Below are 21,233 nucleotides of genomic sequence, written 5' to 3' on the forward strand. Positions count from 1 at the left end.
GCGGATCACGTTAGGGTCGGGGATTTACCTCCACGATTAATGCTCGACCTCTATCGCCAGCCTTCCACCCTGTATTCTTTCATGCCCCGGGGCGGCCGCTCTGCAATGACCGTTAGGGTGGGCACCCTGTGCCCACCATCAGCGTGCCATCAGAACTTCGCGCGGACTCCGAACGTGATGTTCCGCCCCGGCAGTGGCGCAATATCCTTCAGCAGCGACGTCGACAGCCGGACATCCTCGTTCAGCAGATTTTTAGCCGTGAGGAAATACGTCAGGTCCATGCTGTCGAACTTTTGCGTGTACGACAGGTTGGCGTCGACGAGGTTGTAGGCCGGCGTCGGCGTCGTCTCGAACGCGGCGAGGCGTTCCTGGCCGCGGGCGTGCGTCCACTCGAGGCCGGTGCGCCAGTGCGGCTGGCGGTAGCCGATCGAAGCGCCGACGCGGTCGGCCGGCTGCAGCGGCAGGTTGCCGGCGTCGTCGAGGTAGCCGTGCGACGTGTCGGCGAACACGCGGCCGTTCCAGCCCATGCCGATCTGGTTCCACGTCATTTCGGCTTCCGCGCCCTGGATGTGGGCCTTGGCCTGCTGGAACAGGCGCTGGCGGAAGTCGCCGCCCGGGTTGCCGTCCTCGTCGAACATCGCGTCCGTCACGTGGCCGTAGATGAAGTTGTTGACGTTGTTGCGGTAGGCGTTCACGCGCCAGCGCAGCAGGCCGCTCGTCTTTTGCAGCGACAGTTCGAGGTTGCGCGAGGTTTCCTTGTGCAGGTCAGGGTCGCCGACGTCGAACGTGAGGGTCGCGTCGTGCGGGCCACCCGAGTACAGCTCCTCCGTCCCGGGCGCGCGCTGCGCATACGACAGCGTGGCGCCGAAGGAATAGCCCGGCGTGAACGGCCACAGCGCGCCGATCGAGCCGGAACCGAGGTCGAACGTGCGCTCGCGGTTGGAGACGGGCTTGCGGTCGACGTTTTCGTAGCGCAGGCCCGCGTTCCAGCGCAGCGGACCCTGCTTCCACTCCTCGACGAGGAAGGCGGCCTGCGTCGTCGAGTGGGTGACGGGCACCGTGTCCGGACCGCCTTGTGCGCTCAGTGCCGAGAAATGCGTGTTTTCCGTCTGGATGCCGAACGTGCCGTGCAGGCCGAGGCTCGTCAGCGGCTTGTGCGTCAGCTCGATGCGCGACTCGAACGACTTGTTCGAGAACAGCGTCGCGGGCACGCCGTCGTCCAGCTCGGCGTGGTGGTAGTCGGTATAGCCGGCCTTCACGCGCGCGCTCTCGAGGCTGGCCAGCGGGTTCTTGACCACGCTGTCGAAGTCGTAGCGGTTCTGGCGCTGGTCGATGTGCGACCCTGCGTTCGTCGGGATGCCGTAGAAGTTCGTCAGGTGCGATGCCGACAGGCCCGCGTAGCCCCAGTCGTCGATGTACGAACCGCCGACGCCGACATTGCGTTCGCGCGTGTCGGAATTCGGCAGCCGGTTCATGCGCGACGTCGGGTCGTTCATGACGCGCAGGTCGGGGATCTGGTAATCGTCCGTGTTGCGCATGTTACCGTCGAGGTGCAGGCCCAGCTTGCCGACGGCGCCGTCCAGCGTGCCGGAGACGTTCTTGCCGTCGTCGACGGTGCTGTAGCGCGTCTCGATCTGGCCCGTCGGCTTCGGTTCCAGCGCCGTCGGGATGCGCTCGTTGACGACGTTGACGAGACCGCCGATGGCGCCCGAGCCGTACAGCAGGGCGGCGGGGCCGCGCAGGATCTCGATCTGGCGCGCCACGGCGCCTTCCGATGCGACGGCGTGGTCGTTCGACAGGCCGGACACGTCCGACGTCGCCATGCCGTTTTCCAGCATTTTTACGCGCGAGCCTTCCATGCCGCGGATGATGGGACGCGACGCGCCGGCGCCGAATGCGGATGCGGACACGCCCAGTTCGTTCTGCAGCGTCTCGCCCAGCGAGTTGCCGACCTTGTCGCGGAGTTCGTCGCCCGCGAGCACCTTGGCCGGGGTCAGGATCTGGTCGCCTTCGCCGTTGCGCAGCGGGCTGGCGGTCACCACGACTTGCTGGATCTTGCCTTCATTGATGGTTTGCTGGTCGTCGGCGGCGCGGACGGCCGGGTGGAAGGCGAGCAGGAGCGCGCTGGCGAGCAGCGTACGTTCGATGTTCATGACTGTATAAAACCTCAAGCGAATGGATAACGGCCCGCGCCGCCGGGACGTGCCGGGCGGTGCGGGAAAAACGGGACGTTATTCAGGCTTGTGGCGGGCCGCGCGACTGGAACGGGCAGGTCTTGAGCAGGCAGATGCCCGGGGTGGTGCGCACGGCCGGGGCGGCGTAGGCCGGCTCGGCCGGGACGAACTGGCGCAGCGTCGTCGGCAGCGCGAAGGCGATCTGGGCGCTGGCCGCGCACTGGCCGCACAGGTCGTGCAAGCCGGGCTTTGGCAGCTTGCCGCTGCCATCGTCGTCGCCGGCGGCCGTTTGCTCGACGAGCGTTTCGTCGATCTCGGCCCAGTGCGTATAGCCGTGGCCGAGCGACAATTGCTGCGATATGAGCAGCAACAGCGACAGCAATACGTGGACCAGGCTGCGGGACATGGAGGATGGAATCGATGGCGAACGGATATTGTACGCAGGGCCGTTCAATCCTGCCAATGCTACTTCGGGGTCAGAGCACATTCCGGTGAAAATTCGGGGTCAGAGCACTTTTTTAAACAAGATGTTAAAAGCAAGTTTGCTGGGGGGGCAGAACTCAGCTGTCGCCCGGTTGTGATGATGCGCCTGCGACGAGATCCTTCGATGTGTGCTCAGATATTGTCCCGAACTGTGCTCTGACCCCGATTTTTCAGAAAAACGTGCTCTGACCCCGAATCTCGACCCCGAATCTCGGCAATAAAAAAGCCGGCCCGCAGGCCGGCTCGTCATCGCAAGCAGGGAATCAGTCGCGGTCGCCGAAGCCGACGCCCAGCAGCTGCAGCATGCTCGTGAACACGTTGTAGATGTCCAGGTAGATGGCCAGCGTGGCGCTGATGTAGTTCGTCTCGCCGCCGTTCACGATGCGGTTCACGTCGAACAGGATGAACGCGGAGAAGATCACCATCGCGAGCACCGACACGGCCAGCATCAGCGCCGGCAGGTGCAGGAAGATGTTGGCGAAGGCGGCCAGGATCACGACGATGGCACCGGCGAACAGCCAGCTGCCCATGCCCGAGAAGTCGCGCTTGGACACGGTGGCGATCGTCGCCATCGTGGCGAACACGGCCGCGGTGCCGGCGAACGCCGTCATGATCAGGGTGCCGCCGTTGGAGAAGTGCAGCGTGTAGCGCAGCAGCGGCGTCAGCCACAGGCCCATGAAGAACGTGAACCCGAGCAGGATCGGCACGCCGGCCGCCGAGTTCTTCGTTCTCTCGATCGCGAAGATGAAGCCGAACGCGATGGCGAAGAACAGCAGGACGCCCATTCCGCCGGCGAAGATCGGCAGCGCCATCTGCAGGCCGATGTAGGCGCCGAACACGGTCGGGATCATGGACAGTGCGAGCAACCAGTAAGTGTTGCGCAGCACGCGGTGACGCGAGGCCTGGATGGCCGAGACGTCGTAGGTTTTCTGCAGGCTGGGAATCATAATGCCTCCGGTGGAAGAAATCGCTTTGCTCCCCATATGGGGATGGGACCCCGCTTCAACAGGCCGCGGGCTGTCGGAACCGCAAGATTTAAGCCCTGCATAAGTGCCGGCGCACGCGACCGTATGGACGAGGCCTAACCGATGTCACTCTATCATCTGCCGCGCGGTGGGCGCAATATGGGTAGGATGACGGATGTATGGTAAAATAGAAGGTTGATTGAGTTCCCAAATCTCGATTTAAACCTTTCTTTTTATTGGAGTTTTTAAATGGCAATCGAACGCACCCTGTCGATCATCAAACCTGACGCAGTCGCTAAAAACGTGATCGGCCAAATCTACAGCCGTTTCGAAGGCGCAGGCCTGAAGATCGTCGCTGCCCGCATGGCCCAGCTGTCGCGCGCCGAAGCCGAAGGTTTCTACGCCGTCCACAAAGAGCGTCCGTTCTTCAAGGATCTGGTCGACTTCATGATCTCGGGTCCGGTCATGATCCAGGTGCTGGAAGGCGAAGGCGCGATTGCCAAGAACCGCGAACTGATGGGCGCAACCGATCCGAAGAAGGCCGACAAGGGTACCATCCGCGCCGACTTCGCCGACTCGATCGACGCGAACGCCGTGCACGGTTCGGACGCTGCCGAGACGGCCGCTGTCGAGATCGCTTACTACTTCCCGGCACTGAACGTCTACTCGCGTTAATCTTCGCGATCGGTGGGCACGGGGTGCCCACCCTGCGGCGAGGAAAGAATCGTAGGGTGGGCTCGCCGAGCCCACCATGACGCAAACTTTGGTAGCAAATTTTTTTCGTTGAGCAGCGCAAGCTGGCTTAACATCGTAATAACCCGCTCGCCCATGCTCGAAGAGCCCGGCGGGCGGGACTTATTTTGAAGGCACAGGATTCAATCATGGCAACTCTCACCAACTTGCTGGACTTCGATCCCGCGCAGCTCGCCGCTTACTGCGCCGAGTTGGGGGAGAAGCCGTTCCGCGCCAAGCAGCTGCAGCGCTGGATCCACCAGTTCGGCGTCGCCGATTTCGACGACATGACCGACCTCGCCAAGTCGCTCCGTGAAAAGCTGAAGACGCGCGCCGAAGTCCGCGCGCCCGCCGTCATCAGCGACCACACGTCGAGCGACGGCACCCGCAAATGGCTCGTGGACGTGGGCAACGGCAATGCCGTCGAGACCGTGTTCATCCCGGAAGAGACGCGCGGCACCTTGTGCATCTCCACGCAGGCCGGCTGCGCCGTCAACTGCCGCTTCTGCTCGACGGGCAAGCAGGGCTTCAACCGCAACCTCACCGTCGCCGAGATCATCGGCCAGCTGTGGATGGCCGAGTTCGAGCTGCGCCGCACGAAAGGCATCGAGCCGGGACCGAAGGGCGAGCGCCAGATCACGAACGTCGTCATGATGGGCATGGGCGAGCCGCTGCTGAACTTCGACCCGACCGTCACCGCGCTGAAGCTGATGCTGGACGATAACGCGTACGGCCTGTCGCGCCGCCGCGTGACCGTGTCGACGTCGGGCGTCGTGCCGAACATGGACAAGCTGTCGCAGGAATGCCCGGTGGCGCTCGCCGTGTCGCTGCACGGTTCGAACGATCCGCTGCGCGACATGCTCGTCCCGCTGAACAAGAAATACCCGCTGCGCGAGCTGATGGCCGCGTGCAAGCGCTACCTGGAGTTCGCCCCGCGCGACTTCATCACGTTCGAATACTGCATGCTGGACGGCGTCAACGACACGGACGAGCATGCGCGCGAACTCGTCGCCCTCGTCAACGATCCGGTCGTCGGCGTGTCGTGCAAGTTCAACCTGATTCCGTTCAATCCGTTCCCGGAATCGGGCCTCGTGCGCTCGAAGAACCCGCGCATCAAGGCGTTCGCCCAGGTGCTGATGGATGCCGGCCTCGTGACGACGATCCGCAAGACGCGCGGCGACGACATCGACGCCGCCTGCGGCCAGCTGGCAGGGGAGGTCAAGGACCGCACCCGTGTCAACGAGCGCATGAGCAAGATGGCGGAATACCAGCAAAAGTTCGGCCCGAACTTCGGCAGGATCGTGGAGATCGCGTCCTGATGCCGCGGCTGCCCGGACGCCTCGCCTGCGCGCTCGCGATCCCGCTGCTGCTGTCGGCCTGCGCCGGCACGGGGCGCGGCATGGAAGGCGAGACGCACGAGCTCAAGACGCTGTCCGACCAGACGGCCGCGGAAAAGCGCGCCCAGATCCGCCTGCAACTGGCCGTGGGCTATTACCAGGAAGCGAAGTACGACGTGGCGCTGGACGAGGTGAAGCAGGCCATCGTCGCCAACCCCGAGTACGCGGATGCGTACGGCGTGCGCGCGCTGATCTACACGGCGATGGGCGAGAACGTCCTCGCCGACGACAACTACCGGCACGCGCTGCGCCTCGCGCCGCGCAATCCGGACCTGGCCAACAACTACGGGCTGTTCCTGTGCGGGGCCGGCGGCAAGCCGCGCGACGCCATGGCGTATTTCGACGCGGCGCTGAAGAATCCGAATTATGCGACGCCGGTCAAAGCCATGGTCAACGCAGGCAATTGCAGCCTGAAGCTGAAGAATGCCGACGCGGCCGAGCGCTATCTGCTCGACGCCCTGCGTTACGATCCCGACCTGACGGCGACGAACGCCGGCCTGGCCCGGGTGTATTTCGAGCGGCGCGATTATTCCCGCGCCGGGTTTTTCATTAACCGCCTGACGGAGACAGCGAAGCTCGATACGCTGTCGGCCGACGTGCTGTGGCTGGCCATCCGGGTCAAGCACATGCTCGGCGACCGGACCACGGAAGCGTCGCTCGCCGCGCAGCTGCGCAAGCGCTTCCCCGGTTCGCCCGAGTACGCGGCCTTCGAGCGCGGTGCATTTAGTGAGTGAGACAACGACAATGACTTCCGAGCGTGCAGATCAGCCGGCGGCACCCGATAATCCGCCTTCCTTGCATGGCGTCCCTGGCCAGACCCTGGCCGCCCAGCGCGAGGCGATGGGATGGTCCGTCGAACAGGTGGCCGACCAGTTGAAACTGGCCGTGCGCCAGGTCATCGCATTGGAAGCGGGCGACTACGCCTCGCTGCCCAGCCCCGCCGTCACCCGCGGCTTCGTGCGGGCCTATGCCAAGCTGGTGAAGCTCGATCCGGCGCCGCTCGTCGCGCAGATCGCCATGGAGACGGAACCCGCGCCCGACACGAGCGCCGTCACGGCGACGCGCCGCCCCACGCCGGCCTCGTTCTCCGAGTCGCGCTTCCCCAGCCACGGCAAGCGCTCGTCGCTGCCGCTGGGCTGGATCGCGGGCGGCATCGTCGTCGTCGCGGCCGCCGCTGCCGGCGCATGGCACTTCGGCCTCGTGCCGGGCAGCCAGCGTAATGAAGCATCGACGACCACCGTCACGCCACCGGCCGCGAACGGCGCCGTGACGGAGACGCCGGGCACGACCGTTGAACCCGTGCAGAATCCGTCCGTGCCGTTGATTTCCGTGCCGGGTCCGAGCGCCAGCGCGTCCGCACCGGCTGCGCCCGCGACCAACGCCGCGCCGGGGCCTGTCGTCAACGTGCCTGGCACGACGGCGACGGGTGCGCCGCCGACGACGATCCCCGCGCCGGCCGCCACGCCGGCCGTGACGAAGGCGCCGGCGGCCGCCGCGCCTGCGCCCGCCGCAGCCGCACCGGCCGCCCCCGCGGGCGCCAACGCGCTCGTGCTGAACGTGCGCGAGGATTCGTGGATCGAAGTGCGTCCCGCGAAGGGCGGCGCGCCGCTGCTGTCGCGCCTCGTGAAAGGCGGCAGCACGGAGACGGTCAACGTCGAGCAACCGGTGCGCGTCGTCGTCGGCAATCCGTCCGGTGTGACGGCTACGTTGCGCGGCAACGCCGTCGCGCTGCCGCCCGTGCCGGGCAAGACGCTGGCGCGCGTGAACCTGCAGTAACAACGGAATGGAAGAGATGACTTTTTCGAACAACGCCAACGAGCCGATCGGATCCGGCCCGCTGTCGCGCCGCGCCAGCCGCGGCGTGCTCGTGCAGCACGGCGCGCGCAAGGTGGTGATCGGCGGCGATGCCCCCGTCGTCGTGCAGTCGATGACGAACACGGACACGGCCGACGCGATCGGCACGGCGATCCAGGTGAAGGAGCTGGCGCGCGCCGGTTCCGAGATCGTGCGCATCACCGTGAACACGCCGGAAGCGGCGGCCGCCGTCCCCGCGATCCGCGAGCAGCTCGACAGGATGGACGTCGACGTCCCCCTCGTCGGCGACTTCCACTACAACGGCCACCTGCTGCTGCGCGATTTTCCCGAGTGCGCGCAGGCGCTGTCGAAATACCGCATCAACCCGGGCAACGTGGGGCAGGGCGCCAAGCGCGACACCCAGTTCGCCCAGATGATCGAGACCGCGATCAAGTACGACAAGCCCGTGCGCATCGGCGTCAACTGGGGCAGCCTCGACCAGGCACTGCTCGCGCGCATCATGGACGAGAACGCCACGCGCGCGCAGCCGTGGAGCGCGCAGTCCGTCATGTACGAAGCGCTGATCACGTCGGCGATCGAGAATGCGCAGCGCGCCGAAGAGATCGGCCTGGCGCGTGAAAAAATCGTCCTGTCGTGCAAGGTGTCGGGCGTGCAGGACCTGATCGCCGTCTACCGCGAACTGGGCAAGCGTTGCGACTACGCGCTGCACCTGGGCCTGACGGAAGCGGGCATGGGCAGCAAGGGCATCGTCGCATCGACGGCCGCGCTGTCCGTGCTGCTGCAGGAAGGCATCGGCGACACGATCCGCATCTCGCTGACGCCGGAACCGGGCGGCGACCGCACGAAGGAAGTCGTCGTCGGCCAGGAAATCCTGCAGACGATGGGCCTGCGCAAATTCACGCCGATGGTCATCGCGTGCCCGGGCTGCGGCCGCACGACGTCGACCGTGTTCCAGGAACTGGCGGATAACATCCAGACCTTCCTGCGCGAGCAGATGCCGGAATGGAAGAAGACGTATCCCGGCGTGGAAGCGATGAACGTGGCCGTGATGGGCTGCATCGTGAACGGTCCGGGCGAATCGAAGCACGCGAACATCGGCATCTCGCTGCCGGGTACGGGCGAATCGCCGGCGGCACCGGTCTTTGTGGATGGGCAAAAGGTCGCTACACTGCGGGGCGAGCGGATCGTGGATGAGTTCAAGACGATCGTGCTCGACTACGTACAAAAGAATTATGGCCGCGAGGCCGTCGCGTAGGTTGCATGCGGTGGGCACGGGGTGCCCACCCTACGGGATTAACACAACGCGCGTTTCACCATATCGCAGGGTGGGCACCCCGTGCCCACCCTGCAAGAGCAAACAAAATGTCTGAGAAAAAAGAGAAAATCGTCGCCATCAAAGGCATGAACGACATCCTCCCGGCCGACGCGCCGCTGTGGGAATTGTTCGAGAACACCGCGGAATCCGTGCTCAAGAGCTACGGCTACCAGAAGATCGTCACCCCGATCGTCGAAGAGACGGGCCTGTTCGCGCGCGCCATCGGCGCCGTCACCGACATCGTCGAGAAGGAGATGTATTCCTTCACCGACTCGATGAACGGCGACCAGCTGACGTTGCGCCCGGAAGGCACGGCCGGCGTCGTGCGCGCCGTCGTCGAGCACAACATGGCCTACGACGGCCCGAAGCGCCTGTGGTACAAGGGCCCGATGTTCCGCCACGAGCGTCCGCAGCGCGGCCGCTACCGCCAGTTCTTCCAGTTCGGCGCGGAAGCCATCGGCTTCTCCGGCCCGGACATCGACGCGGAACTGATCATGCTGTGCCGCCGCCTGTGGGACGACCTCGGCCTCGACAACATCCGCCTCGAGCTGAATTCGATCGGCAACGCGGACGAGCGCCAGCGCCACCGCGCCGACCTGATCGCCTATTTCGAAGCGAACATCGACCAGCTGGACGCGGAAGCACAGCGCCGCCTGCACGCGAACCCGCTGCGCATCCTGGACACGAAGAATCCGGCGATGCAGGACCTCGTCAACCAGGCGCCGCAGCTGCTGTCGTACCTGGGTGAAGAGTCGCTCGCGCACTTCGAGGGCCTGAAGAAGATCCTCGACGCGAACAACGTCCAGTACACCGTGAACCCGCGCCTCGTGCGCGGCCTCGATTACTACAACCGCACCGTGTTCGAGTGGGTCACCGACCTGCTGGGCGCGCAGGGCACCGTGTGCGCCGGCGGCCGCTACGATCCGCTGATCGAGACGTTCGGCGGCAAGCCGACGCCGGGCATCGGCTTCGCGATGGGCATCGAGCGCCTCATCGAGCTGATGAAGGCGCAGGGCGAGCCGTCGCAGCCGGCGCAGTGCGACGTGTACCTCGTGCACCAGGGCGTGGATGCGCAGATGAAGGCGTTCATCCTCGGCGAGCGCATCCGCGACGCGGGCCTGGACGTCGTCCTGCACTGCGCGACGCCGCAAGGCGCCGGCAGCTTCAAGAGCCAGATGAAGAAGGCCGACGGGTCCGGCGCCGCATTCGCCGTGATCATCGGCGAGGACGAGGTCAAGAACGGCGTCGTCGCGGTGAAGGCGCTGCGCGAAGGCGAGGCGGGTGGCCAGCAGTCGAGCGTGCCGTTCGACGACGCTGTCGACTTCATCGTCGACCAGATCGTGGGCGGTCACGACCACGATCATGACCACGACCACGTGCATTACCATCCATAATCAGTAGCCGGTAGCCCGCGCGAGCGCGGGTGCTTTCCCAACCAACGATAACGACTAAGAACGACGTCCATGGCATACGATCTCGAAGAACAGGAACAGATAGCCAATTTCAAGGCCTTCTGGGGCCAATACGGCAATTTGATCAGCTGGGTGCTGATCATCGCGCTGGGTGGTTACGCCGCCTACAATTTCTGGAATTCGCACCAGCGCACGCAGGCCGCGGAAGCGTCCGGCCTGTACGACGGCCTGACGGAAGCCGTCCAGGCCAATGACAAGGCCAAGATCCAGCGCATCACGAGCGACATCGAAGGCAAGTACGGCTCGACCGCGTACGGCCAGATGGCCGCGCTGGCCGCCGCCAAGGCCGCGTTCGACGCGAACGACCTCAAGACCGCGAAGGCCCAGCTGCAATGGGCGATCGACCACGGCGACGACGAGTACAAGGCCATCGCGAAGCTGCGCCTGTCCGGCGTGCTGCTGGACGAGAAGGCCTACGACCAGGCGCTGGCGCAGCTGAACGGCGAGTTCCCCGCGCAGTTCGCGGCCGAGGTGCTCGACCGCAAGGGCGACATCCTCCTCGCGCAAAACAAGCTGGCCGACGCCCGCACCGCGTACCAGGGCGCGCTCGACAAGATGGCAAAGAACCACCCAGGCCGCCAGGTCGTGCAGGTCAAGCTGGATGCGATCGGCGGTGCCGCACCGGCGCCGAAAGCGGCAGCGTAAGTCACAACAACCCGTCCATCCCGCTCGCGTCGCGGGCATCGGCAGGTCGCCTCAGGTGCGGCGCCGATGCGCCGGCCCGGCGGGAACGACGTTTTTGAGTACAAGGTAAAAAAACACATGCGTATTACCCGGAAGCTCGTTGGTGTCGGTATGTTCGCCCTGATGGCGGGCTGCTCCTCGCTCAACCCGTTCGCGTCGAAACCGAAGGGCAACCAGCCCACGCCGCTCGTCGACCTGAAAGGCTCGATGGCCGTGCGTACGGCGTGGAAGCTGGAAGTCGGCAAATCGCAGAACAACATGTTCTCGCCGGCCGTCGCCGACAACACCATCGTTGCGGCCGCGGGCGACGGCACGATCGTGCGCGTGGAAGCCGCGACGGGCCGCCAGATCTGGCGCACGAAGGCGGGCATGGACCTGACGGCGGGCGTCGGCACGGACGGCAACGTCATCGTGCTGGGTGGCGCCAAGGGCATGCTGCTCGCGTTCGACATGGACGGCAAGAAGCTGTGGGATGCCCAGCTGTCGTCCGAGATCCTGTCGTCGCCGGTCGTCGGCCAGGGCATCGTCGTCGCGCGCAGCATCGACAACCGCATCGTCGGCTACGACGCCAAGACGGGCCAGAAGAAATGGACCGTGCAGCGCACCGCGCCGGCACTCACGCTGCGCCTGGCTCCGGGCATGGTCATCCACGACAAGGACGTGCTGATCGCCCAGCCGGGCGGCAAGCTGATGTCGCTGATCCTCGCCACCGGCGCGCCGCGCTGGGAGATCGAAGTCGGCGTCGCGCGCGGCGCGACGGAGCTGGAGCGCGTCACCGACATGGGCGGCACGCCGGTCGTGATCGACGACGAGGTGTGCGCCGTGTCGTACCAGGGCCGCGTCGGATGCTTCGACCTCGCGACGGGCAGCCCGCGCTGGACCCGCGACCTGTCGTCCGAAGTGGGCGTGGCCGCCGACCAGCGCTTCGTGTTCGTCCCGGACGACAAGGGCGCCGTCTACGCGTACAACCGCGACAGCGGCACGAGCGCGTGGAAGAACGACAAGCTGGCGTACCGCCGCCTGTCCACGCCGGTGTCGTACGGCCGCGCCGTCGCCGTCGGCGACTACCAGGGCTATGTCCACTTCCTGTCGCGCGAGGACGGTTCGTTCCTGTCGCGCGCCGCGACTGACGGCAGCGCCATCGAATCGACGCCCCTCGTGGCCGGTTCGAACCTGATTTTTCAAACACAAAATGGAACCGTGACCGCCATCGCGGTCGAATAAGATTCAATGAAGCCGGTAATCGCACTCGTAGGTCGTCCCAACGTCGGAAAGTCGACCCTATTCAATCGCATGACCCGCTCGCGCGACGCGCTTGTGGCGGATCTGCCCGGTCTCACGCGCGACCGCCACTACGGCGAAGGGCGCATGGGCGAACGGCCGTTCCTGGTTATCGATACCGGCGGTTTCGAGCCGGTCGCCAAGGAAGGCATCATGCACGAGATGGCGCTGCAGACGCGCCAGGCCGTCGCCGAGGCGGATATCGTCATGTTCATCGTGGACGGCCGCCAGGGCCTCACGCCGCACGACAAGACCATCACCGACTTCCTGCGCAAGTCGGGCCGCAAGGTCATGCTCGTCGTGAACAAGAGCGAGGGCATGAAGTACACGTCCGTCACGGCGGACTTCTACGAGTTGGGCATGGGCGATCCGTACGTGATCTCCGCCGCCCACGGCGACGGCGTGCTGGACCTCGTCAACGAAGCCATCGACGAAGCCGTGCAGCAGCGCCCCGCGGAAGAGGAAGAGCTGGAGCCGGCCGACTACGGCGTCAAGATCGCGCTCGTGGGCCGTCCGAACGTCGGCAAGTCGACCCTCATCAACACCCTCGTCGGCGAGCAGCGCGTGATCGCGTTCGACATGCCGGGCACCACGCGCGATTCGATCGAGGTGCCGTTCGAGAAGGGCGGCAAGAACTACACGCTGATCGACACGGCCGGCATCCGCCGCCGCGGCAAGGTGTTCGAAGCCATCGAAAAATTCTCGGTGGTGAAGACCTTGCAGTCGATCTCGGAGGCGAACGTCGTCGTGCTGATGCTCGACGCGCAGCAGGACATCTCCGAGCAGGACGCGCACATCGCCGGCTTCATCCTGGAGACGGGCCGCGCGCTCGTCGTCGCGGTCAACAAGTGGGACGGCCTCACGTCCGACCAGCGCGACCAGATCAAGAACGACATCGACCGCAAGCTGAACTTCCTCGATTTCGCGGAGACGAAATTCATCTCGGCGTTGAAGGGCACGGGCATCAACCACCTGATGAAGGCGATCGACACGGCGTACGCGGCGGCGACCGCGAAGCTGTCGACGCCGCGCCTGACGCGCGCGCTGCAGGAAGCCGTCGAGAAGCAGGAACCGAAGCGGAAAGGTAGTACGCGTCCGAAAATGCGGTATGCCCACCAGGGCGGCCAGAATCCGCCGATCATCGTCATCCACGGCAATGCGCTGGACGGCATCACGGAGCCGTACAAGCGCTATCTGGAGAAGCATTTCCGCGACACGTTCGACCTGATCGGCACGCCGCTGCGGATCGAACTGAAGAGCGGCAAGAACCCGTTCGACAAGAATCGCGAATAACCCTGGGTGACGCATGGTGGGCACGTTTCATTTGGGGCCCCCGGCCCCAAATGCCCACCCTACGGGCGGAATCATGGCGTCATCGTTTGGTGGGATCCTGTGCCGACCAAACGTATGCAAATCTATTTGCGATAATGTCATCGTAGGGTGGGCACCCCGTGCCCACCGAACGTATGCAAATCCGTTTGCGATAAATATTTTTCGAGCGCCGCCGGCACTTTTTAAGCCAGGATTAACCATAGCAGTACGACAAAAAACACCAAAACAGGTTACAGTGAGCCTGGGCGAACATTCACAGCTTGAGAATGTTGGCGCAGCCACTTGAAATACGGCATCCCGCCACAATTTTTATACGACAACAACATCACGGAGCTGTCATGAGCAACAAAGGGCAACTGTTACAAGACCCATTCCTCAACGCCTTGCGCAAAGAGCACGTCCCCGTCTCGATCTACCTGGTCAACGGGATCAAGCTCCAGGGCCATATCGAGTCCTTCGACCAGTACGTGGTCCTGCTGCGTAACACGGTCACCCAGATGGTTTACAAGCACGCTATCTCCACCGTCGTTCCGGCCCGCGCCGTCAACCTCAACCTCGAACAAGACGCCGAGTGAGGTCGATGGCTGACGTTTCCGGCAACTCCATGCGCGCCGCACTGGTCGGTATCGATTTCGGCGCTGGCGACTTCAAGGCCAGCCTCGAAGAACTGGCCCTGTTGGCGCGCTCGGCTGGGGCCGAACCGGTCACCACGATCACCGCGAAGCGCAACAGTCCCGATCCCGCGCATTTCGTCGGCAGCGGCAAGGCCGACGAGATCGCGCAGGCCGTTCTCGCCGACAAGGTCGAGATCGTCATTTTCAACCACGCCCTGTCGCCCGCCCAGCAGCGTAACCTGGAGCGGCGCCTCAACGTGCGCGTGGTCGACCGCACCAGCCTGATCCTCGACATCTTCGCGCAGCGCGCGCAGAGCCACGAGGGCAAGCTGCAGGTCGAACTGGCCCAGCTGCAGCACCTGGCCACGCGCCTGATCCGCGGCTGGACCCACTTGGAACGCCAGAAGGGCGGTATCGGCCTGCGCGGCCCCGGCGAAACCCAGCTCGAGACCGACCGCCGGCTGATCGGCGAGCGCGTCAAGATGCTGCGCACGCGCCTCACGAAGCTGCGCAAGCAGCACGAGACCCAGCGCCGTTCGCGCGGGCGCAACCAGACGTTTTCCGTGTCGCTCGTCGGCTATACCAACGCCGGCAAGTCGACGCTGTTCAATACCCTGACGAAGGCCGGCGTGTACGTCGCGAACCAGCTGTTCGCCACCCTGGACACGACGTCGCGCCGCCTGTACCTCGGGCCCGACACCGGCAACGTGGTCGTGTCCGATACGGTCGGTTTCGTGCGCGAACTGCCGCACCAGCTGGTTGCCGCGTTCCGCGCGACCCTCGAGGAAACCATCCACGCCGACCTGCTGCTGCACGTCGTCGACGGCGCCTCGCCCGTGCGGATGGAGCAGATCGACCAGGTCAACGAGGTGCTGCGCGAGATCGGCGCCGACCATATTCCCCAGATCCTCGTCTGGAACAAGATCGATGCCGCGGGCCTCGAGCCGGGAATCGAGCGTGATGAATATGGTAAGATCAGCCGCGTTTTCATCAGCGCCAGGAGCGGCGCGGGCCTCGACCTGTTGCGCGACGCGATCGTCGAAGCGGCCGGCAGCCCGGCGGCCATACCGGACGCCGACGAGCAGGAAGGCGAGGAAGTCGGCTATGCGCATGCCGACCTTGCGCCCGCGACTCCCCATCCCGGACCCCATTAGTCTATGCTTGTTTCTTTGATTAAACGGATCGGCACACGCAAGGCCGGCGGCCCTCTGCTGTCCTTGAACGATCCACGCTGGGGCCACAAACCCAAGTCGAACGAAGGCCGCCGCCCGAACAACAGCGACAAGAACGACAACGACGGCCCGCCCGACCTCGACCAGCTGTGGCGCGACTTCAACCAGCGCCTGAACCGCCTGTTCGGCGGCAAGCGCGGCGGGGACGGCGGCAAGTTCCGTCCGGACGCCCGCGGCATCGGCCTGACGGCCACCGTCGTCGGCGCCATCGCCCTGCTGATCTGGCTCGCCAGCGGCGCGTTCATCGTGCAGGAAGGGCAGGTCGGCATCGTCACGACGTTCGGCAAGCTGTCGCACGTGACGGGCGCCGGTTTCAACTGGCATTGGCCGGCGCCGTTTCAGGCGCACGACATCGTCAACACGGCGCAGGTGCAGACGGCCGAGATCGGCTACCGCGCGAACGTGCGCAACAAGCAGCCGAACGAGGCGCTGATGCTGACGGGCGACGAGAACATCGTCGACGTCCAGTTCTCCGTGCAGTACAGGATCAAGGACCCGGTCGCCTGGGCGTTCAACAACCGCGGCCAGGTGCAGACCGTCCGCGACGCGGCCGAGACCGTCGTGCGCGAACTCGTGGGCCAGAACCGCATGGACACCGTCCTGTACGAAGGCCGCGACAAGCTCGGGGCGCAGGCGCGCGAAGCGATCCAGCGCATGGTCGACCGCTACAAGATGGGCGCGGACATCGTCGGCGTGACGATGCAGTCCGTGCAGCCGCCGGACCAGGTGGCCGCCGCGTTCGAGGACGCCGGCAAGGCGCAGGAAGAGCGGGCGCGGGCGCGCAGCGAAGCGCAGGCATTCGCCGACGACATCATCCCGCAGGCAAAGGGCCGCGCCGCGCGCCTCGTGCAGGACGCGGAAGGCTATCGCGCCACGGTCGTCAACCAGGCGACGGGCGCCGCCGCGCGCTTCGACAAGGTCGTCGCCGAGTACGCGAAGGCGCCGGCCGTCACGCGCGACCGCATGTATATCGAGACGATGCAGCAAATCCTCTCCAGCACGAGCAAGGTCATGATCGACACGAAGAACGGCACCAACCAGGTGTACCTGCCGCTGGACCGCCTGCTGGCCCAGTCGACGGCCAACGAGGCGGCGCGCGGCGCGGGCTCCGGCCCCGTGATGGTGCCGCCGCAGAATCCGGCCCAGCCGGCCCAGCAGCCGCAACAGCCGCAATCGTCGACCTCGACGCAGCCGGACGCGGCGTCGGGGGAGTCGCCGCGCACGCGCGAGCTGCGCAGCCGCGATACGGGCCGCGAACGGGAGAGCCGCTGATGGGCCGCCTGTTTGCCATCCTGATCGGGGGTGCCCTCGTCGTAGCCCTCGTGGCGTCTTCGATGTTCGTCGTCGACCAGCACCGCTACGCCGTCGTGTACGCCCTGGGCGAATTGCGCGAGGTGATCCAGGAACCGGGCCTGAACTTCAAGGCGCCGCCGCCGTTCCAGAACATCGTGTATCTCGACAAGCGCCTGCAGACGCTCGACACGCCGGACGGCGAGCGCTTCATGACGGCCGAAAAGAAGGACTTGCTCGTCAACGCCTTCGTCAAATGGCGCATCGTGAACCCGCGCCAGTACGTGATCGCCGTGAGCGGCAACGCGGACCGCGGCGCCGAGCGCCTGAACCAGTTCGTGCGCAATGCGCTCACGGCCGAGATCGGCAAGCGCAACCTGGCCGACGTGCTCACGGGCGGCAAGCGCGCTGACGTCGCGGCCGCCGTGCGCACCGACCTCGCGCAGAACGCGAAGGATCTCGGTATCGAAGTCTTCGACGTGCACCTGAAGCGCATTGAATTCGTCGACCAGGTGAACAACGCCGTGTACGAGCGCATGAAGGCCGACCGCGTGCGCGTGGCGAACGCGTTGCGCGCGACGGGCGCGGCCGAGGCGGAAACGATCCGCGCCGACGCCGAGCGCCAGCGCAACACGATCCTCGCCGAAGGCCAGCGCGACGCCGAGACGATCAAGGGCGAGGGCGATGCGCAGGCGTCGCAGATCTATGCCCAGTCGTTCGGCAAGAATCCGGAGTTCTACCGGTTCTATCGCTCGATGGAGGCGTACAAGGCCACGTTCAAGGGCCGGAACGACGTCATCGTCCTCGACTCCAGTTCCGAGTTCTTCAAGTATTTCAAGGGCCCCGGCGCGGGCAAATGATGCGGCCGCGTTCGGTGGGCACGGGGTGCCCACCCTACGAATTGACGCCGCCGTAGGGTGGGCACCCCGTGCCCACCATGCATTCCACGGACTCTCTCACGTGGAGTATCGGCAACGTTAGCATTCGTTTCATCGCCAACCGGCCCGCGTTTTCGGTTAAAATCGTCGATTCGGCGGAGTGAACGCGTGCAAAGCCGCGCTCGCGCTGCCCGAATGTTGTCCGACTTTTAATAATCCGACCCGCTTTGCCCATGCCCACCTGGCTCCTGCCCGAGAATATCGCCGACGTCCTGCCGTCCGAAGCGCGCAAGATCGAAGAGCTGCGCCGCTTGATGCTCGACACCTTCCGTACCTACGGCTACGAACTCGTGATGCCGCCGCTGCTCGAATACGTCGATTCGCTGCTGGCCGGCGCCGGACAGGACACCGATCTCCGCACGTTCAAACTCGTCGATTCGATGAGCGGCCGCCTGCTGGGCCTGCGCGCCGACATGACGACGCAAGTCGCCCGCATCGACGCCCACCTGTTGAACCGCGACACGGTGACGCGCCTGTGCTATGCCGGCAGCGTGCTGCACACGCAGCCGTCCGGCCTGCACGCGACGCGCGAGCCGCTGCAGATCGGCGCCGAGATCTACGGCCACGCGGGCCTGGAGGCGGACGCCGAGATCCAGGAGCTGGCCCTCGCATCGCTGGCGCTGGCGGGCTTCGACCAACCGCGCCTCGACTTGTCGCACGCGGGCGTGCTGCGCGCCATCCTCGCCGAGGATGCCGCCGCCAAGCGCGACGAACAGCTGCTGTATGCGCTGCTGCGGTCGAAGGACGTGCCGGGCCTGGTCGATGCCACCGCGAGCTACACCGAACCGACCCGCGCCGCGCTGCTCGCGCTGCCGAACTTGTATGGCGACATCGACGTGCTGGCCCGCGCGAAAGACCTGCTGCCGCCGCTGCCGGGCATCGCCCGCGCGCTGGCGGAACTCGCGGCGCTGGCAGGCTCGGTCCTCGGCCGCGCCGAAATCGCGATCGACCTCGCCGACCTGCGCGGCTACCAATATGAAAGCGGCGCCATGTTCGCGCTGTACGTACCGGGCCTGCCGAACGCCGTCGCGCGCGGCGGCCGCTACGACCACGTGGGCGAGGCCTTCGGCCGCGCGCGTCCCGCGACGGGCTTCTCGCTCGACCTGCGCGAACTCGCGCGCCTGCTGCCGACGGCCGAGCGCAAGCACTCCATTCGTGCCCCGTGGGGCAACGCGCCTGAACTGCGCGAAAAAATCGCCGAACTGCGCAAGAGCGGCGAAACGGTGATCCAGTCGATGCCGGGTCACGACAATGTACAGGATGAGTTCGAGTGCGACCGCGTGCTCGTCCTCGAACAAGGAAATTGGATTCTCAAAAACTTAGGCTAATGATGTCAAATACTGCTAAGAACGTCGTTGTCATCGGCACCCAGTGGGGCGATGAAGGCAAGGGTAAGATCGTCGACTGGTTGACCGACCATGCCGCCGGCGTGGTACGTTTCCAGGGCGGCCACAACGCCGGCCACACGCTGGTCATCAAGGGCCAGAAGACCGCGCTGCAACTGATCCCGTCGGGCATCATGCGCGAAGGCGTGGCCTGCTACATCGGCAACGGCGTCGTCGTCTCCGTGCCGGACGTGATGCGCGAGATCGACAAGCTGGAAGCCGCCGGCGTCGAAGTCGCGTCGCGCCTGAAGATCTCGGAAGCGTGCCCCGTCATCCTGCCTTACCACGTCGCCATCGACGTCGCGCGCGAAGCCAAGCGCGGCGTGAACAAGATCGGCACGACGGGCAAGGGCATCGGCCCCGCCTACGAAGACAAGGTCGCGCGCCGCGCGATCCGCATCGCCGACCTGCTGAACGAAACCCGTTTTGCCGAGAAGCTGCGCGAGAACCTGGAATACCACAACTTCGTGCTGACGGGCTTCCTGGGCGGCCAGGCGCTGGACTTCCAGAAGGTGTACGACGATGCGATGGCGCTCGTGCCGCGCCTGCGTCCGATGGTCGGCGACGTGTCGTCCGCGCTGTACGCGACGCACAAGGCCGGCGGCCACCTGCTGTTCGAAGGCGCGCAAGGCTCGCTGCTGGACGTCGACCACGGCACGTACCCGTTCGTCACGTCGTCGAACTGCGTGGCGGGCAATGCCGCCGCCGGTTCGGGCGTCGGTCCGGGCATGCTGCACTACATCATGGGCATCACCAAGGCCTACACGACCCGCGTGGGTTCGGGCCCGTTCCCGTCGGAGCTGCCGACGGACGCCGGCGTGGGCGAGCACCTGTCGCGCATCGGCCATGAATTCGGCACCGTGACGGGCCGCGCCCGCCGCTGCGGCTGGTTCGACGCCGCGCTGCTGCGCCGCTCCGTGCAGATCAACGGCGTGTCCGGCATGTGCCTGACGAAGCTGGACGTGCTCGACGGCCTGGAAACCCTGAAGCTGTGCACCGGCTACAAGATCGACGGCCGCGACGTGGACATCTTCCCGGTCGGCGCGGAAGAAGCCGCGGCCTGCGTGCCGGTGTACGAAGAGATGCCGGGCTGGACGGGCACCACCGTCGGCGCCAAGTCGATGGATGAGCTGCCGGCCAACGCGCGCGCGTACATCAAGCGCATCGAAGAACTGGTCGGCGTTCCGGTGGACATGGTCTCCACTGGTCCGGACCGCGAAGAAACCATCGTGCTGCGCCACCCGTTCGCAGCGTGATGTGAAATATGGTTCCTGCCGCGCCACCCGCGCGGCGGGGACGTCAGCCACAAGCAGAAACTAGGGAAAAATCCAAATGACGACGCCTCCATCGACCGACAAGGACCTGTGGGTCTCCTGGGATGAATACAACCGCCTGATCGAGCGCCTGGCGCTGAAGGTGTACGAATCGAACTGGAAATTCGACATGGTGCTGTGCCTCGCGCGCGGTGGCGTGCGCCCGGGCGACGCGATCTCGCGCATCTTCGACGTGCCGCTGGCGATCCTGTCGACCAGCTCGTACCGCGAAGAAGCGGGCACGAAGCAGGGCGACCTGGACATCGCCAAGTACATGACGATGACCAAGGGCCCGCTGGCCGGGCGCATCCTGCTCGTCGACGACCTGGCCGATTCGGGCGTCACCCTGATGCGCGTGCGCGAGCACCTGCAGCAGAACTACCAGGACGTGACGGAAGTGCGTTCGGCCGTCATCTGGGTCAAGGGCACGTCGTCGATCAAGCCGGACTACCACCTGGTCGACCTGCCGCACAATCCGTGGATCCACCAGCCGTTCGAGGATTACGATGGCCTGCGTCCGCATCAGCTGTCGTCGTGGCTGAAGAAGTTCGAGCAGAACTGATCCGCAGTCGGCGCAAAAAGAGAAGGGCGACACCACGGTGCCGCCCTTTTTCATTTGCGTCGCGTCTGCAGTCGTAGGGTGGGCACCCCTGTGCCCACGCGAACGTTCGCGGCCCGCTGGCATCCGCGTGGGCACGGGGTGCCCACCCTAACGGTCATTGCAGAGCGGCCGCCCCGGGGCATGAAAGAATACAGGGTGGAAGGCTGGCGATAGAGGTCGAGCATTAATCGTGGAGGTAAATCCCCGACC

The 21,233-nt window shown here is 65.5% G+C and carries 19 protein-coding genes; 16 read left to right on the forward strand and 3 right to left on the reverse strand.

What is annotated here, in order from left to right; genetic code table 11:
• Positions 1-149: 149 nt before the first annotated feature.
• The 3 genes from HAV22_RS30295 to HAV22_RS30305 all read right to left on the reverse strand — a co-directional run bounded on the left by HAV22_RS30295 (position 150) and on the right by HAV22_RS30305 (position 3,604).
• Positions 150-2,153 carry a TonB-dependent receptor gene (locus tag HAV22_RS30295; RefSeq protein WP_166865428.1) on the reverse strand — a complete coding sequence of 668 codons (2,004 nt, stop codon included), beginning with the start codon at positions 2,151-2,153 and terminating at the stop codon, positions 150-152.
• Between the two features lie 82 nt (positions 2,154-2,235).
• Positions 2,236-2,580, reverse strand: coding sequence for a DUF2946 family protein (locus HAV22_RS30300; RefSeq protein WP_166865430.1), 345 nt, complete (start codon positions 2,578-2,580; stop codon positions 2,236-2,238).
• A 340-nt stretch (positions 2,581-2,920) separates the two neighbouring features.
• Complete coding sequence (locus HAV22_RS30305; protein ID WP_166865433.1) at positions 2,921-3,604, reverse strand: Bax inhibitor-1/YccA family protein; 684 nt, start codon at positions 3,602-3,604, stop codon at positions 2,921-2,923.
• 267 nt (positions 3,605-3,871) lie between these two features.
• On the opposite strand from HAV22_RS30305, the gene ndk reads away from it, so the two are divergent.
• The 16 genes from ndk (at position 3,872) to HAV22_RS30385 (ending at position 20,984) form a co-directional block, all read left to right on the forward strand.
• Positions 3,872-4,297, forward strand: a complete 426-nt coding sequence (ndk, locus tag HAV22_RS30310; RefSeq protein WP_047824070.1) for a nucleoside-diphosphate kinase — start codon at positions 3,872-3,874, stop codon at positions 4,295-4,297.
• A gap of 203 nt (positions 4,298-4,500) precedes the next feature.
• Complete coding sequence (rlmN, locus tag HAV22_RS30315) at positions 4,501-5,673, forward strand: dual-specificity RNA methyltransferase RlmN (protein WP_166865468.1); 1,173 nt, start codon at positions 4,501-4,503, stop codon at positions 5,671-5,673.
• A complete protein-coding gene (pilW, locus tag HAV22_RS30320; protein ID WP_166865436.1) occupies positions 5,673-6,485 on the forward strand; it encodes a type IV pilus biogenesis/stability protein PilW in 813 nt (270 codons plus the stop codon). Before rlmN ends, pilW begins: the two co-directional genes overlap by 1 nt.
• Before the next feature lie 10 nt (positions 6,486-6,495).
• A complete protein-coding gene (locus tag HAV22_RS30325; protein ID WP_166865439.1) occupies positions 6,496-7,527 on the forward strand; it encodes a RodZ domain-containing protein in 1,032 nt (343 codons plus the stop codon).
• Positions 7,528-7,534: 7 nt separating this feature from the next.
• Positions 7,535-8,821, forward strand: a complete 1,287-nt coding sequence (gene ispG / locus HAV22_RS30330; protein ID WP_166865441.1) for a flavodoxin-dependent (E)-4-hydroxy-3-methylbut-2-enyl-diphosphate synthase — start codon at positions 7,535-7,537, stop codon at positions 8,819-8,821.
• A gap of 107 nt (positions 8,822-8,928) precedes the next feature.
• Complete coding sequence (hisS, locus tag HAV22_RS30335) at positions 8,929-10,275, forward strand: histidine--tRNA ligase (protein WP_166865444.1); 1,347 nt, start codon at positions 8,929-8,931, stop codon at positions 10,273-10,275.
• 69 nt (positions 10,276-10,344) lie between these two features.
• Positions 10,345-10,998: a YfgM family protein gene (locus HAV22_RS30340; protein ID WP_166865447.1), complete on the forward strand. Its 654-nt coding sequence runs from the start codon at positions 10,345-10,347 to the stop codon at positions 10,996-10,998.
• 117 nt (positions 10,999-11,115) lie between these two features.
• Positions 11,116-12,261 carry an outer membrane protein assembly factor BamB gene (gene bamB, locus HAV22_RS30345; RefSeq protein ID WP_166865449.1) on the forward strand — a complete coding sequence of 382 codons (1,146 nt, stop codon included), beginning with the start codon at positions 11,116-11,118 and terminating at the stop codon, positions 12,259-12,261.
• Positions 12,262-12,267: 6 nt separating this feature from the next.
• Positions 12,268-13,611, forward strand: a complete 1,344-nt coding sequence (gene der / locus HAV22_RS30350) for a ribosome biogenesis GTPase Der (protein ID WP_166865452.1) — start codon at positions 12,268-12,270, stop codon at positions 13,609-13,611.
• 377 nt (positions 13,612-13,988) lie between these two features.
• Positions 13,989-14,225: an RNA chaperone Hfq gene (gene hfq, locus HAV22_RS30355; RefSeq protein ID WP_036168820.1), complete on the forward strand. Its 237-nt coding sequence runs from the start codon at positions 13,989-13,991 to the stop codon at positions 14,223-14,225.
• 29 nt (positions 14,226-14,254) lie between these two features.
• On the forward strand, positions 14,255-15,418 hold the full coding sequence (gene hflX, locus HAV22_RS30360; protein ID WP_166865470.1) for a GTPase HflX: 1,164 nt from the start codon (positions 14,255-14,257) through the stop codon (positions 15,416-15,418).
• A gap of 63 nt (positions 15,419-15,481) precedes the next feature.
• Positions 15,482-16,768, forward strand: coding sequence for an FtsH protease activity modulator HflK (gene hflK, locus HAV22_RS30365; RefSeq protein WP_308789254.1), 1,287 nt, complete (start codon positions 15,482-15,484; stop codon positions 16,766-16,768).
• Positions 16,768-17,646, forward strand: a complete 879-nt coding sequence (gene hflC / locus HAV22_RS30370) for a protease modulator HflC (RefSeq protein ID WP_166865458.1) — start codon at positions 16,768-16,770, stop codon at positions 17,644-17,646. The genes hflK and hflC overlap by 1 nt, the downstream gene beginning before the upstream one ends.
• 251 nt (positions 17,647-17,897) lie before the next feature.
• Positions 17,898-19,052 carry an ATP phosphoribosyltransferase regulatory subunit gene (locus HAV22_RS30375; RefSeq protein WP_166865461.1) on the forward strand — a complete coding sequence of 385 codons (1,155 nt, stop codon included), beginning with the start codon at positions 17,898-17,900 and terminating at the stop codon, positions 19,050-19,052.
• The gene (locus HAV22_RS30380) at positions 19,052-20,365 is read left to right on the forward strand and encodes an adenylosuccinate synthase (RefSeq protein ID WP_371869785.1); all 1,314 of its coding nucleotides are present in this window, start codon (positions 19,052-19,054) and stop codon (positions 20,363-20,365) included. Before HAV22_RS30375 ends, HAV22_RS30380 begins: the two co-directional genes overlap by 1 nt.
• A gap of 76 nt (positions 20,366-20,441) precedes the next feature.
• Positions 20,442-20,984 (forward strand): phosphoribosyltransferase, encoded by a 543-nt coding sequence (locus tag HAV22_RS30385; RefSeq protein WP_166865465.1) that lies wholly within the window; start codon positions 20,442-20,444, stop codon positions 20,982-20,984.
• Positions 20,985-21,233: the final 249 nt, after the last annotated feature.

Source organism: Telluria antibiotica (assembly GCF_011682055.1).
In the GTDB taxonomy this organism is placed as follows: domain Bacteria; phylum Pseudomonadota; class Gammaproteobacteria; order Burkholderiales; family Burkholderiaceae_D; genus Telluria; species Telluria antibiotica.

Coding starts and splice junctions, on each gene's coding strand:
- HAV22_RS30385 (WP_166865465.1), top strand. CDS start 20,442: ATGACGACGCCTCCATCGACCGACAAGGACCTGTGGGTCTCCTGGGAT.
- hfq (WP_036168820.1), top strand. CDS start 13,989: ATGAGCAACAAAGGGCAACTGTTACAAGACCCATTCCTCAACGCCTTG.
- hflX (WP_166865470.1), top strand. CDS start 14,255: ATGCGCGCCGCACTGGTCGGTATCGATTTCGGCGCTGGCGACTTCAAG.
- hisS (WP_166865444.1), top strand. CDS start 8,929: ATGTCTGAGAAAAAAGAGAAAATCGTCGCCATCAAAGGCATGAACGAC.
- HAV22_RS30305 (WP_166865433.1), bottom strand. CDS start 3,604: ATGATTCCCAGCCTGCAGAAAACCTACGACGTCTCGGCCATCCAGGCC.
- der (WP_166865452.1), top strand. CDS start 12,268: ATGAAGCCGGTAATCGCACTCGTAGGTCGTCCCAACGTCGGAAAGTCG.
- ispG (WP_166865441.1), top strand. CDS start 7,535: ATGGAAGAGATGACTTTTTCGAACAACGCCAACGAGCCGATCGGATCC.
- HAV22_RS30340 (WP_166865447.1), top strand. CDS start 10,345: ATGGCATACGATCTCGAAGAACAGGAACAGATAGCCAATTTCAAGGCC.
- hflC (WP_166865458.1), top strand. CDS start 16,768: ATGGGCCGCCTGTTTGCCATCCTGATCGGGGGTGCCCTCGTCGTAGCC.
- ndk (WP_047824070.1), top strand. CDS start 3,872: ATGGCAATCGAACGCACCCTGTCGATCATCAAACCTGACGCAGTCGCT.
- HAV22_RS30295 (WP_166865428.1), bottom strand. CDS start 2,153: ATGAACATCGAACGTACGCTGCTCGCCAGCGCGCTCCTGCTCGCCTTC.
- pilW (WP_166865436.1), top strand. CDS start 5,673: ATGCCGCGGCTGCCCGGACGCCTCGCCTGCGCGCTCGCGATCCCGCTG.
- HAV22_RS30300 (WP_166865430.1), bottom strand. CDS start 2,580: ATGTCCCGCAGCCTGGTCCACGTATTGCTGTCGCTGTTGCTGCTCATA.
- HAV22_RS30325 (WP_166865439.1), top strand. CDS start 6,496: ATGACTTCCGAGCGTGCAGATCAGCCGGCGGCACCCGATAATCCGCCT.
- HAV22_RS30375 (WP_166865461.1), top strand. CDS start 17,898: ATGCCCACCTGGCTCCTGCCCGAGAATATCGCCGACGTCCTGCCGTCC.
- bamB (WP_166865449.1), top strand. CDS start 11,116: ATGCGTATTACCCGGAAGCTCGTTGGTGTCGGTATGTTCGCCCTGATG.
- HAV22_RS30380 (WP_371869785.1), top strand. CDS start 19,052: ATGATGTCAAATACTGCTAAGAACGTCGTTGTCATCGGCACCCAGTGG.